The sequence below is a fragment of the Rhodobacter sp. P1_C2 genome, assembly GCF_056406375.1.
In genome coordinates this window covers 67,250-80,270 of the sequence record NZ_JBFUAG010000008.1, presented here as the reverse complement: position 1 = coordinate 80,270, position 13,021 = coordinate 67,250, and the positions used below count along the sequence as shown (strand labels likewise).

Annotated in this window: 12 protein-coding genes; 7 read left to right on the top strand and 5 right to left on the bottom strand. The window is 66.0% G+C overall.

Annotated elements, in window-relative coordinates; translation table 11 throughout:
- The first annotated feature begins 5 nt into the window (after positions 1-5).
- The 7 genes from nagA to AC1DZT_RS15180 all read left to right on the top strand — a co-directional run bounded on the left by nagA (position 6) and on the right by AC1DZT_RS15180 (position 7,559).
- Positions 6-1,121: an N-acetylglucosamine-6-phosphate deacetylase gene (nagA, locus tag AC1DZT_RS15210; protein WP_478007491.1), complete on the top strand. Its 1,116-nt coding sequence runs from the start codon at positions 6-8 to the stop codon at positions 1,119-1,121.
- The gene (locus AC1DZT_RS15205; protein ID WP_478007490.1) at positions 1,118-2,041 is read left to right on the top strand and encodes an ROK family protein; all 924 of its coding nucleotides are present in this window, start codon (positions 1,118-1,120) and stop codon (positions 2,039-2,041) included. Before nagA ends, AC1DZT_RS15205 begins: the two co-directional genes overlap by 4 nt.
- A gap of 155 nt (positions 2,042-2,196) precedes the next feature.
- Complete coding sequence (locus AC1DZT_RS15200) at positions 2,197-3,354, top strand: Gfo/Idh/MocA family protein (RefSeq protein ID WP_478007489.1); 1,158 nt, start codon at positions 2,197-2,199, stop codon at positions 3,352-3,354.
- A 3-nt stretch (positions 3,355-3,357) separates the two neighbouring features.
- Positions 3,358-4,242, top strand: coding sequence for a carbohydrate ABC transporter permease (locus AC1DZT_RS15195; RefSeq protein ID WP_478007488.1), 885 nt, complete (start codon positions 3,358-3,360; stop codon positions 4,240-4,242).
- A gap of 4 nt (positions 4,243-4,246) precedes the next feature.
- Positions 4,247-5,119 (top strand): carbohydrate ABC transporter permease, encoded by an 873-nt coding sequence (locus AC1DZT_RS15190; RefSeq protein ID WP_478007487.1) that lies wholly within the window; start codon positions 4,247-4,249, stop codon positions 5,117-5,119.
- A gap of 27 nt (positions 5,120-5,146) precedes the next feature.
- A complete protein-coding gene (locus AC1DZT_RS15185; protein WP_478007486.1) occupies positions 5,147-6,364 on the top strand; it encodes an extracellular solute-binding protein in 1,218 nt (405 codons plus the stop codon).
- 73 nt (positions 6,365-6,437) lie between these two features.
- A complete protein-coding gene (locus AC1DZT_RS15180) occupies positions 6,438-7,559 on the top strand; it encodes an ABC transporter ATP-binding protein (protein WP_478007485.1) in 1,122 nt (373 codons plus the stop codon).
- A gap of 16 nt (positions 7,560-7,575) precedes the next feature.
- Here AC1DZT_RS15180 and AC1DZT_RS15175 read toward each other — a convergent pair whose 3' ends face one another.
- The 5 genes from AC1DZT_RS15175 to AC1DZT_RS15155 all read right to left on the bottom strand — a co-directional run bounded on the left by AC1DZT_RS15175 (position 7,576) and on the right by AC1DZT_RS15155 (position 12,977).
- Positions 7,576-8,496: an SMP-30/gluconolactonase/LRE family protein gene (locus tag AC1DZT_RS15175; protein WP_478007484.1), complete on the bottom strand. Its 921-nt coding sequence runs from the start codon at positions 8,494-8,496 to the stop codon at positions 7,576-7,578.
- Positions 8,497-8,523: 27 nt separating this feature from the next.
- Complete coding sequence (locus AC1DZT_RS15170) at positions 8,524-9,465, bottom strand: ABC transporter permease (protein ID WP_478007483.1); 942 nt, start codon at positions 9,463-9,465, stop codon at positions 8,524-8,526.
- Positions 9,462-10,403 (bottom strand): ABC transporter permease, encoded by a 942-nt coding sequence (locus AC1DZT_RS15165; protein WP_478007482.1) that lies wholly within the window; start codon positions 10,401-10,403, stop codon positions 9,462-9,464. The genes AC1DZT_RS15170 and AC1DZT_RS15165 overlap by 4 nt, the downstream gene beginning before the upstream one ends.
- Positions 10,400-11,851 carry a sugar ABC transporter ATP-binding protein gene (locus AC1DZT_RS15160; RefSeq protein ID WP_478007481.1) on the bottom strand — a complete coding sequence of 484 codons (1,452 nt, stop codon included), beginning with the start codon at positions 11,849-11,851 and terminating at the stop codon, positions 10,400-10,402. Before AC1DZT_RS15160 ends, AC1DZT_RS15165 begins: the two co-directional genes overlap by 4 nt.
- A gap of 115 nt (positions 11,852-11,966) precedes the next feature.
- Positions 11,967-12,977, bottom strand: a complete 1,011-nt coding sequence (locus AC1DZT_RS15155; protein WP_478007480.1) for a substrate-binding domain-containing protein — start codon at positions 12,975-12,977, stop codon at positions 11,967-11,969.
- Positions 12,978-13,021 lie beyond the last annotated feature (44 nt).

Sequence of the window (13,021 nt, the reverse complement as noted above, 5' to 3'; positions counted from 1 at the left end):
CGGCGATGGGCGACGGTCTTTTTCACGCGGAACGGATCTTCGACGGCACGCAGTGGCACGACGATGCCGCCTTGCGCGTCAGGGCGGGCCGCGTGGTGGAGATTGTCGCGGGCGCCAAGGGGGCCGAGCGTCTTGATGGCTGGATCGTGCCGGGCCTGATCGACCTGCAGGTGAACGGCGGCGGCCGGGTTCTTTTCAACAACGACCCAACCCCCACCGGCATCGCCACGATCTGCGCCGCCCATGCCGGTTTCGGGACGACCGCCGTCATGGCGACGCTCATCACCGATGCGCCAGAGGTCACAAAGGCCGCGATTGACGCGGCAGAGCGGGCGGTTGTGCCCGGTCTTCTGGGCCTGCATCTGGAAGGCCCGCACCTCGACCGCGCCCGCAAGGGCACCCATGACCCGGCGCTGATCCGCCCGATGGAGGCGGCCGACCTTTCCCTCATCCTGCAGGCTGCGGCGAAGTTGCCGCATCTGATCTGCACCCTGGCGCCCGAGGCGGTGACCCTCGCGCAAGTCAGGGCGCTGGCGGCGGCGGGGGTGGTGGTCAGCCTCGGCCATTCCGACTGCGATGCGGCCACGGCCCGGGATTATGCCGGGGCGGGGGCGGCGATGGTCACCCATCTCTTCAACGCGATGAGCCCGCTGTCGCACCGTGCCCCCGGTCTGGTCGGCGCGGCGCTGGATGATGCGCGCCTGGCGGTGGGGCTGATCGCCGATGGCTTCCATGTCGAGGATACCGCCTTGCGCGTGGCTCTGCGGGCCAAGGCGGGGACGATCTTCCTCGTCTCGGACGCGATGAGCACGGTGGGCAGCGATCTGACCGGGCTGGTGCTGAATGGGCGGCATATCTTCCGCGCCGGGGGCCGCCTGACGCTGACGGATGGCACGCTGGCGGGGGCGGATATCGCGCTGATCGACGCGGTGCGCCATGTGCATCTGGCGCTTGGCCTGCCGCTGGAGCAGGCGCTGCAGCTTGGCTCTGCCGCGCCGGCCAGGGCGCTGGGGCTGGCCGACCGCGGCCATCTGCGCCCCGGCGCGCGGGCGGATTTCTTCAGCCTTGCGCCCGAGATCCGCGCCAGCGCCACCTGGATCGGCGGGGCGCGCGTCGCATGATCCTCTGTCTCGACATCGGCGGCACCGCGATCAAGAGCGCCGAGGCCTTCTCGCCCACCGACATCCGCCCGCAGGGGCGCGTGCCGACCCCGGCGCAGAACTACCCGGCCTTCGTCGCAGCCCTGCAGATGGCGGTGGACGGCGCCAGCACCCGGCCCGAGCGGCTGGCCTTTTCCATCGCCGGAGTGATCGACCCCGACACCGGGCGCGCCACCGTGGCCAATATCCCCTGCCTGACCGGACGCCGGTTGCAAGAGGACCTCGAGGCCGAACTGGGCCTGCCGGTCGATCTGGCCAATGACGCCGACTGCTTTGCCCTGGCCGAGGCGGCGGTCGGCGCCGGGCGCGGGCATGAGGTGGTCTTCGGCATCATCCTCGGCACCGGCGTCGGCGGCGGGCTGGTGGTACGGGGCGAGCTGATCAACGCGGGCGGCGGCTTTGCCGGCGAATGGGGCCACGGGCCGGTGGCGCAGCGCGTCCTCGGCGCGCCCGAGGTCACCCTGCCCGCCTTTGCCTGCGGCTGCGGCCTGAAGGGCTGCCTCGATGCCGTCTGTTCGGCCCGGGGGATGGAACGGCTCCACACCCACCTGCATGCCGGAGTGGAAGCCACCAGCGAAGCCATCGTCGCGGGCTGGACCGCGGGCGCGCCGGCAGAATCGCGCACCATCGCGATCTGGCTGGAGCTTCTGGCCGGGCCGCTCGCCATGCTGGAGAACATGCTCGGCGCGGGAATCATGGCGGTGGGCGGTGGCCTCTCCAACGCGGCCCCGCTGATCGACGCACTGGACCGCGAGGTCCGCGCCCGCATCCTGCGCCGCTTTGACCGGCCCCTCGTCGTCCCGGCCGAGTGCAGAATCGAGCCTGGCCTGATCGGCGCCGCGATCCTTGGCCTTGCCCGGCAGGGCCGCAGCCCCCGCTGAGGCCACAGACCCGGCCGAAACCCGCGCATCTGCCTGTTTTCCGGCTGGACGTGAAAACGAATTACACAAAATCATCGTTGATGTGAAAAATTCTTGACGCAATGCGCTGACCTGCGCATGATCCAGAAAAAGAATTTCTCCGCTGGGAGCGTGGAATGCGAGTCGCGATCATCGGCCTTGGCTATCGTCTTGGGTATCTGGGCCACGTCTTCACCGAAATGGACCCCGATTTTCAGATCGTGGGCTATCACGACCCCGCCCCCGCCGGCATGGAAGTGCTGGAGCGGCACGGCATCTCGGCCGGCAAGGCCTATGACACGCCCGAGGAACTCGTCCGGGCCGGCGGCTTTGACCTTCTGATGGTCGGCTCGCCCAACCACCTGCACCTCGATCACATCCGGCTGGGGCTGGAGGCCGGGGTCAAGGTCTTCTCCGAAAAGCCGATCGTCTCGACCATCGAAGACACTTACCGGATGGCGGCCCTGATGGGGCAATATGGTGCCGACCGCCTGCTCGTCGGGCTGGTGCTGCGCTATGCGCCGCTTTACCGCGACCTTCTGGCGGCGCGCGATGCCGGGCAGCTGGGCAAGATCGTCTCGATCGAGGCGGCCGAGCATATCTTCCCCTATCACGGCGCCTTCTTCATGCGCGACTGGCGCCGGTACGAGAAATGGTCCGGCAGCTTCATGCTGGAAAAATGCTGCCACGACCTCGACCTCTACAACGGTCTGATCGGCGCGCGGCCCGAACGGGTCGCCTCCTTTGGCGGGCGCAAGACCTTCATCCCGGCCAATGACCCGCGCCACGAAGGCGTCAATGACCTGAGCCTCTATCACCGCAAGCCCTCGGGCTGGAACGGGTCGGACAAGGTCTTTGACTCGGATGGCGACATCATCGACTATCAGGTGGCGATCATCGAATACGCCAATGGAGTGGGGATGAACTTCCACACCAACCTGAACGCCCCCGACCAGTTCCGCCGCTTTGCCGTCTTCGGCACCAAGGGGCAGGCCGAAGGCGATTTCATCCGCGGTTTCCTGAAAGTCACCGATGTGCTGAGCGAAAAGCGCGTGACCGAGACCGAGTACAAGGCCACCGCCCTGTCGCAGCATTACGGCGCCGACGAGAAGATGGCCGAAGGCGTCGTGGCCAATGTGATGCGCGGCGGCCCGGTGCCCGTCTCGCCGCTCGACGCGCTGGAGGCGGGGATTCTCGCCCTTGCCACCGACGAGGCGCGCCGCGCGCGCCAGGTGGTGGACCTGCGCCCGGTCTGGGACCGTTACGACAACGCTTTCGTCCGCAAGGTGGCCTGAGACATGATCAAGTCGCGCGCCAGCATGATCTTTGCCTGGGCGCTTCTGGCCCCGGCTATCCTTTATGTGCTGGTCATCGTGGCCTGGCCCCTGGTCGAGACGTTCCGGCTGTCCTTCACCAATGCCTCGCTGAGCCGGGTCACCGATTATGTCGGCTGGCGCAACTACAACAAGATCTTCAACGACACGTTCCTGACGGTCATCACCCGGACCTTCACCTGGACCTTCTTCTCGGTGCTGTTCAAGATGGTGATCGGCACCTTCGGCGCGGTCCTTCTGAACTGTGCGGTGCCGGGGCGCAACCTCTTCCGCATCCTGACCATGCCGCCGTGGATCGTGCCGATGGCGATCGGCATCTTCATGTGGGGCTGGATGTACAACGGCCAGTTCGGCATGATCTCGGGCCTGTTGCAGCGCTTTGGTCTGGTCGACGGTCCGGTGGCCTTCCTCGCCTATGGCAGGCCCGCCTATTGGGCGACCATCGTCACCGACGTCTGGATCGGCGTGCCGATGGTGACGATCTATTTCCTCGCCGCGATCCAGTCGATCCCGAAAGATCTGTACGAGGCCGCCTGGACCGATGGCGCCAGCCGCTGGACCCGCTTTCGCCGCATCACCCTGCCCCTGATGATGCCCGCCGTGATCACCATGTCGATGCTGTCGCTGATCGCCACCTTCAACAGCTTCGACATCATCTGGATCCTGACCCAGGGCGGCCCCTCGGGCGAGACGACGACGATGATCATCGACACCTACCGCACCGCCATCGGGTCGAACAAATACGGCGAGGGTTCGGCGCGGGCCGTGGTGATCTGCATCTTCCTGTCGCTGTTCTGCATCGCCTATTTCCGCGTCACCCGCCGCCTGTCGGCGACTGAGAAGGCCTGATCGCATGGCAAGATCCGCTCTCGACAACCGGGCCATGATCGACCGCTACCGCTGGTGGGAGGTCATCGCGATCTATGCCGGGCTCTTCGTCTTCCTGTTCTTCCTCTTGTCCCCCTTCATCGAGGGCTTCCTGGTCAGCCTGAAACCCATCGCGCAGCTCTTCTCCTCGCCCTACAGTTTCTGGCCGAAGAACGGCAGCTTCGACGCCTATTTCACCATGTGGGACCGGGTGCCGGGCTTCGGGCGCTATGTGTTCAACTCTTTCCTGATCTCGATCATCTCGACGGTGATCGTGCTGTTGCTGGTGGTGCCCGCCGCCTATGCCTTTGCGCGGTTCGACTACAAGGGCATGGGGCTGGTGCTGGGCGGGTTTCTTGCCGTGTCGATGTTCTCGGGCGCGGTGCTCTTGATCCCGCTGTTCCGGCTGATGCGGACCCTGGGGCTTCTGAACACCTATTTCGCGATGATCATCCCGGGCGCGGCCTTCCTGATCCCTTCGGCGATCTGGCTCTTGCGCACCTACATGATGCGAATCCCGACCGAGCTGAACGAAGCCGCCTACATGGACGGCGCCAGCCAGTTCTACACCTTCCGCCGGGTGATCCTGCCCATTGCGCGGCCCGGCATCATCGTGGTGGCGATCGTCACCTTCATCGGGGCCTATTCGCAGCAGTTCATCTTCGCCCTGACCTTCAATTCCAAGACCGAATACATGCCGCTGCCGATTGGCCTTTACGCCTATTTCGGCAAGCAGGAGGTGATCTGGAACGAGCTGATGGCCGCAAGCTTCGTGGGGATTGCCCCCGCGATGGTCCTCATCTTCTTCCTGCAACGCTATCTCGTCGGCGGGCTGACCGCAGGCGCGGTGAAACAATAACAACATTCACAACCGGGAGTATCTGACGTGACAAGCCTCTTCCACAAAAGCCTGTTGGGCCTCGTTCTGGCCAGTTCGACGGCCTTGCCTTCGCTGGCCAAGGACATCAGCTGGATCTATTGCGGGGACAGCATCGACCCCGTCCATGAAAAATACATCAAGGCCTGGGACGAGAAGAACCCCGACTACAAGATCGCGGTCGAGGTCGTGGGCTGGGCCCAGTGCCAGGACAAGGCCACCACGCTGGCCGCGGCCGGCAGCCCGGCGGCGATGGCCTATGTCGGCTCGCGCACGCTGAAGGAATTCGCCAAGAACGACCTGATCGTTCCGGTGCCGATGACCGATGCCGAGAAGGCCTCCTACTATCCGCATATCGTGGATACCGTGACCTTCGACGGCACCCAGTGGGGCGTGCCCATCGCCTTCTCGACCAAGGCCTTCTACTGGAACAAGGACCTCTTCAAGGCCGCCGGCCTCGACCCGGAAAAGCCGCCGACGACCTGGGCGGAAGAGATCGCCGATGCCAAGGCCATCAAGGAAAAGACCGGGATCGCGGGCTATGGCCTGCCCGCCAAGACCTTTGACAACACGATGCACCAGTTCATGCATTGGGTTTACACCAACAACGGCACGGTGATCGACGCCGATGGCAAGATCACCATGGACAGCCCCGAAGTGCTGGCCGCCCTGCAGGCCTACAAGGACATCACCCCCTATTCGGTCGAAGGCGCCACCGCCTACGAACAGAACGAGATCCGGGCGATCTTCCTCGATGGCAAGGTCGGCATGATCCAGGGCTCGGTCGGCGCCGCCTTCAAGCTGAAGGACACGCCGATCAACTGGGGTGTCGCCAACCTGCCGCTCGGCCCTTCGGCCAGCGCACCCGGCACGCTGCTGATCACCGACTCGCTGGCTGTCTTCAAGGGTTCGGGCGTCGAGGACAAGGCGACGGAGTTTGCCAAGTACATCACCTCGCCCGAGATCCAGGAGGCCTATGAAGGCGGCGGTCTCGCCGGTCTGACCCCGCTGCGTCCCGGCCCCGCGGTGGATGCTATGGTTGCGGCCAACCCCTATTGGAAGCCGTTCATCGACGGCATCGCCTATGGCGGGCCCGAGCCCCTCTTCACCGATTACAAGGGCTTCCAGAACGTCATGATCGAGATGGTGCAATCCGTGGTCACCGGCAAGGCCGAGCCGAAGGATGCGCTGACCAAGGCCGCCGGCGCCCTCGAAGAGTTCAAGTAACAGCCAGGGCCGGCCGCCCCTCGCGGGTGGCCGGCCTTTTCCGTGCCTGCCGTCCCATCCAAGGAGTCCCAGCTTGGGCCAGCTTTCCCTCAAGACCGTGATCAAGACCTTCGGCGACATCCAGGTCGTCAAGGGCGTCTCTCTGGACGTGACCGATGGCGAATTCGTCGTCTTCGTCGGCCCCTCCGGCTGCGGGAAATCGACGCTGCTGCGGATGATTGCGGGGCTGGAACATACCAGCGCGGGCGATATCGTGATCGACGGCAAGCGGGTGAACGACCTGCCCCCGGTCAAGCGCGGCATTGCGATGGTGTTTCAAAGCTACGCGCTTTACCCGCATATGTCGGTCTATGAGAACATCGCCTTCCCGCTTCGGGTCGAGCGCGCCTCCGAAGAGGTGATCCGCCAGAAGGTTCAGGCCGCCGCCGCCATCCTGCACCTCGAAACTCGGCTGCAGCAGAAGCCCGGCCAGCTGTCGGGCGGCCAGCGCCAGCGCGTCGCCATCGGCCGCGCCATCGTGCGCGAGCCCGAGATCTTCCTTTTTGACGAGCCGCTGTCGAACCTCGACGCCGCCCTGCGCGCCGACATGCGGCTGGAACTCACCCGCCTGCACAAGCAGCTGGGCGCCACGATGATCTATGTCACCCATGACCAGGTCGAGGCGATGACCATGGCCGACCGGATCGTGGTGCTGAACGGCGGCTATATCGCCCAGGTCGGCGCCCCGCTGGAACTCTACCACAAGCCGCAGAACACCTTCGTTGCGGGCTTCATCGGCAATCCGCGGATGAACTTCCTGCCCGTCACCTGCACCGGCGTCTCCGCTGCCGGGGTCGAGGTGAGCCTGGAGGGCCAGCGGGCCGTCATCCCGGTCACTCCCCGCGCCGGGCTGGAGGGGGCGACGCTGCAACTGGGCATCCGTCCCGAACATATCACCCCGGGCGCCGGCGACCTGACGCTGCGCGTGACACCCTCGGTGGTCGAACACCTTGGCCAGCAGACCATCGGCTATGCCACCCTGCCCGGCCGCGAGGAAAGCTTCTGCTTCGTCCTGCCCGGCACAAAGGTGATCGAGGATGACAAGCCGCTCGACATCGGCTTTTCGACCGGCGAATGCCACCTCTTCGACGCCGAGGGCCAGGCGCTGGAGCGTCGGGTGGACCTGACCGCGATGTCGGTCTCTCCCGCGGCCTGAGGCTGCGAGAGACCGCTCAGGGCCGCTGCGCGCCATTGGTGGTGAGGTAGATCGCGTAAAGCGACGACGTGGCGGTGATGAACAGCCGGTTGCGCCGCGGGCCGCCGAAGGTCAGGTTCGCCACGGTCTCCGGCACCAGGATCTTGCCCAGCCGGCGGCCATCGGGCGCAAAGCAATGCACGCCATCCGCGGCCGAGGACCAGAGGTTGCCGGCCAGATCGCAGCGGATGCCATCGGGCACGCCGGCGTCGATCACCGCAAAAGTCCGGCTGCGCGAGAGCTTGCCCCCCTCCACATCGAAGGCGCGGATGTGGCGGGGCTTGCTGCCGTCATGGCTGGCGCCGGAATCCGCGATGTAGAGCCTGGCCTCATCCGGCGCGAAGGCGAGGCCGTTCGGCTGGCAGAAATCATCGGCGACAAGGCTGATCTCGCCGCTGCTGCCATCGATGCGGTAGACGCCATGCACCGGCTGCTCGGGCGTCGCACGGTAGCCTTCATAATCCGACAGGATGCCATAGGTCGGATCGGTGAACCAGATGCTGCCATCGGAATGCACCACCACATCATTGGGCGAATTCAAGGGCTTGCCCTGAAAGCGGTCGGCCAGGACCGTCACTCTGCCATCCGGCTCGGTCCGGGTGACGCGGCGGGTCCCGTGTTCGCAGGTCACCAGGCGACCCTGCCGGTCCCGCGTCTGCCCGTTGGAGAAGTTGGAGGGCTGGCGGAAGGTCGTCACGCTGCCGCCGCCCGCGCTTTCCCCCGCCCAGCGCAGGATGCGCTGGTTGGGAATATCGCTCCAGAGCAGGCATTGCATGTCGTCGAACCAGACCGGCCCCTCGGCCCAGCGGCAGCCGGTGAAAAGCTGTTCCAGCTTGGCAGAGGGCATGATGAGATGCGCGAAGTCCGGGTCGTCGATCTGATAGAGCGGGGCAGTCATGGGAAACCCTTGTTCTTGCTTGCGGTCCTAGCGTGCGCCGGCTTTGCGGCCACTGGCCAGCAGGATCACGGTGATGATGATAAGGCCGGTCATGATCAGCCGCACCCCGGCGCCAAGGCCATAGGTGTTCAGCATCGACACGACCAGAAACATGAAAAGCGAGGCGCCCCAGATGCCGGGCACATTGCTGTTGCCTCCGGCCACCGCCGTCCCGCCGATCACCACGACGGCAATCGACATCAAGAGGTATTCCGTCCCCATGTTCAACGCCGCCCCGCCCGAGAAACAGGCCAGCAGATAGCCGCAGACCGAGGCCAGCATGGCACAAAGGAGGTAGGTCACGAAGCGCGTGCCATCGACCGCGATGCCCGCCATCCGGGCGGCGGGCAGGCTCTGCCCGATGGCGGCGATCCAGCGGCCATAGGGCGTGCGGTGCAAAAGCACCCAGGCCGCGAGCGAGATCACCAGCGCCACCAGCGCGATATTGGGCAGGCCGAAGCTGGTCAGCGTGGTGAAATCGGCCAGCACCGGCGGCGGCTTGATGCGAAGGCCCCGGTTGGTCCAGATCGCGGCGGATTGCACGATGAAGCTCATCGACAGGGTGGCGATGATCGGCGGGATGCGCAGCGCCTTGATCAGGGCATAGTTCAAGACGCCCACCGCGATGCCGGTGGCCAGGGCAATGGCCAGGCCCTGCAGGATCAGCCCGTCCTGCCCGTCCATGTATTTGAGCGAGACCGTGCCCGCCAGGGTCATGGTGGCGGGCACCGACAGGTCGATGTTGCCCGGCCCGAGCGTGATGACGAACATCTGCCCCACCCCCACCAGCACCGAGAAGGCGGCAAAGGTCAGCGCCGCCTGCGACAGGCCCAGCGTCGAGGCGCCGCGCGTCACCGCGATCGTCGCCAGCCAGACCGCAAGCGCCGCGACGAAGGACCAGATCCACGGCTTGGCCAGAAGCCCTCTCATGCCCGCCTCCCCTTGCTTTCCAGAAGGTTGAGCGACAGCCGCAAGGCCAGCACGATGATCAGGATCGCGCCCTGTGCCCCGATCTGCCAATCGGGCGAGATGCGCAGGAAGGACAGGAAGGACCCCGCCAACGTCAGGGTCAGCGCGCCGATGACCGCGCCGATGGGCGAGACGCGGCCGCCGGTGAACTCTCCCCCGCCGAGGATCACCCCGGCGATCGACAAAAGCGTGTAGCGCAGGGCGATATTGGCATCGGCGCTGGTGGTCAGGCCGACAAGGCAGATCCCCGCCGCCACGGCAAAGGTCGCGGCCAGCGCATAGGCCCCCGCCCGCGCCGCAAGGATTGACCAGCCGGCGCGGCGGACCGAGCGTTCGTTGCCGCCTACACCACGGATCAGCACGCCGAAGGAGGACCGCATGATCAACAGATGCGCAAAGACCGCCAGAAGCACGCTGGCGACAATCGCCATCGGCACCAGCGGCGGTTTCGAGGTCATCACCGCCCGCGCCCATTCCGGCGCGGTGCCCCCCGGCGCCGGCAGGATCAGCACGGCCAGCCCGCCCCAGACAAAGCTCATCCCCAACGTCACCACGATGGAGGGCAGATCGCGCAGATGGATGACGACCCCGATCACCGCATAGACCGCGATGGCCGCCAGAAGGATCGCCGCCCCCAGAAGCGGCGTGTCATGCAGATAGGTCGCGGCGATGCAGGCCACGAAGCTGACGAAAGTCCCCATCGACAAGTCAAGATCGTTCACCGCCATGATCAGCATCTGCGCGATCGTCGCCAGGGCGATCGGCACCGCCAGGTTGAACAGCAGGTTCAGCCCGCCATAGCTCATCGCGCGCGGTTGCAAATAGAAGACCCCGGCCAGCAGCAGAAGCAGCGAGGCCGCCGGGACGGCGAGGCGCAGCGCATCGGTCGAAAGCCTCATGCCGCCGCTCCTTCGAAGGAGGCGCGCAGGATGTTCTGCTCGCTGATCGCCGCGCCCGCCAGCTCTTCGACGATGACGCCGTTGCGAAAGACATAGACGCGGTCGCAGAGCTCCATTTCTTCCATCTCGGTCGAATACCAGACAAAGGTGCGGCCCGCCTCGGCCTCGGCGCGGATCATGCCATAGACCTCGCGCTTGGTGCCGACATCGACGCCGCGCATCGGGTCGTCCATCAGCACCACCGGCGCCCGCGTCGACAGGGCCCGGGCGAAGAGCACCTTCTGCTGATTGCCGCCGGAGAGGGAGAGGATCTTGTTCTCCATGTCGGGGGTGCGGATCTTCATCCGGTCCTTCCAGTCCGCACCGCGCCGCGCCTCGGCCGCGTCCTGCAAAAGGCCCCGGCGCGAGAGGTCGCCCAGCGAAGCCACGGTCATGTTCTTCAGGATGCTCCACAGATCGAAAATGCCGTTCTCGCGCCGGTCGCCGGCGACGAAGGTCACGGCGGGGTCGCGGCGCGGCCACCACTGCGGGCTGTTCTGGTCGAAAAGCGCCAGCAGCATCCGGGTCTGGCCATGGCCGCCGAGGCCGGCCAGCCCCACGACCTCGCCCTTTGAGGCGCGGAAGGGAAGGCCCTGCGGCAGGGCCAGCTGCAGCACCGGCGCGGTCACCATCGCGCTGCGCCGCGCCGAAGCGTGGTGGGCCGAGGCGCTGCCCATCGCCTCGACCAGGCCTGCGTGGTCAAAGCCGCCGGCGCCGCGCTCGGCGACGATCTTTCCATCCTTCATCACGACGATCCGGCTCGCCGTGTCGAGAATTTCGTTCAGCATGTGGGAAATCAGGATCACCGCCCCGCCGGAAGCCACAAAGCGGCGGACATGGGCGAGAAGCTGCGCCGCAAGCCCCGCATCCAGCGAGGAGGTCGGCTCGTCCAGGATCACCAGGCGCGGCGGCAGACCGGGGTCCGAGAAGGCCATCGCGATCTCGACCATCTGCCGCTGGGCGATCGACAGCGCGCCGACCTGGGCGCCGACGTCGATGCCATGGCCGGGAAAGACGGTGTCGAGGCTGGCCCCGATGATGCGCCCCGCCCGGGTGCGCCAGCCGAGGCCGCCGAGGCTGCGATGCATGATCCGGGTGTTCTCGATGATGCTGAGGTTGGGGCAGAGCGACAGTTCCTGAAAGACGCAGCGCAGGCCCCGGCTGCGCGCCACGCCGATGCCATAGGGCAGAAGGCGCTGGCCCTCGCTGAAGATCTCGCCCTGATGCGGGGTCAGGCCGCCGTTGATCACCGAGACGATGGTGGATTTTCCCGCGCCGTTATGGCCGACCAGCCCGATGCATTCGCCCGGCAGCACGGCCAGCGACACGCCATCCAGCGCGCGCACCTCGCCAAAGCGGACCGAGGCATCGGCGACTTCCAGAAGGGGGAGAGGCGGTGTCGGGCTCATGTCGGGCTTTCGGAGGACTTTCGGCGGAAAAGGACAGCGAACCTGCCCCCCGAGAGGGCAAGGGGCAGGTTCTGTGCCGGCACGCGGGCAAGCCCGGTGCCGGCGAGGGTTCGGCTTACTTGGTGGCCGCGATCACGGCGATGGCGTCATCCTGGCTGTATTCAACATTGGCCACGCCGCCGGCCTGGGTCTTGGCCAGGTTGGCTTCGAGGTTGTCCTGGTCGATGCGCAGGAAGGGCACGGTCAGATCCTTCGGCACCTGTTTGCCGTCGAGGATCTGCTGCGCCACCCAGAAGGCCAGGGTCGAAACACCGGGGGCAATCGACACCGACATGGTGGTATAGCCATTGGCGTCCTTCTGCTCTTTCCACCACTTCAGCTCATCCTCGCGGTTGCCCATGATGATGGTCGGCATCTTGCGGTCGGTGGCGGCGATCGCCTGGGCCGCGCCATAGCCGTCGCCGCCCTGGGTCACCACGCCGACGATTTCGGGCAGAGAGGGCAGGATGCCGGCCACGGCCTTCTGCGCCACGTCCTGCGCCCAGTCGCCATGGACCGAGCCCACGATCTTGAACTGCGGGAATTGGGCGACCCCGGCGGCGATCCCGGCGGAGATCTCGTCATCGACCGAGACGCCGGCCAGACCGCGGATCTCCAACAGGTTGCCGCCCTTGGGCAGCACGCCGGAGAGGTATTCCACCTGGCTGCGGCCCATTTCCTTGAAGTCCACCGCGATGCGCCAGGCGCAGGGCTCGGTCACGATCCCGTCGAAGGAGACGACGGTGATGCCGGCATCGCAGGCCTCCTTCACCGCACCGTTCAGCGCCGTGGGCGAGGCCGCGTTGATGACGATGGCGTCATAGCCCTGCAGAATCATGTTCTGGATCTGCGCGGCCTGTTCGGTCGCCTGGTTCTCGGCGGTGGTGAATGCGTCGGCGGAAGCGACGACCCCGGCCTTCACGGCCGCACCGGTGATCTTCTCCCAGCTGGTGAGCATGGCCTGACGCCAGGAATTGCCGGCGTAATTGTTCGAGAAGGCAATCTTTTTGGCAGATGTATCGGCCAAGGCGGGCATGGCCATGGCAAGACTTGTGGCCGAAGCCAGCAATATCGTTCTGGTATTCATGTCTCTCTCCCTAGGTGAACTGCAGTCATGCTGCCGTCATGGCC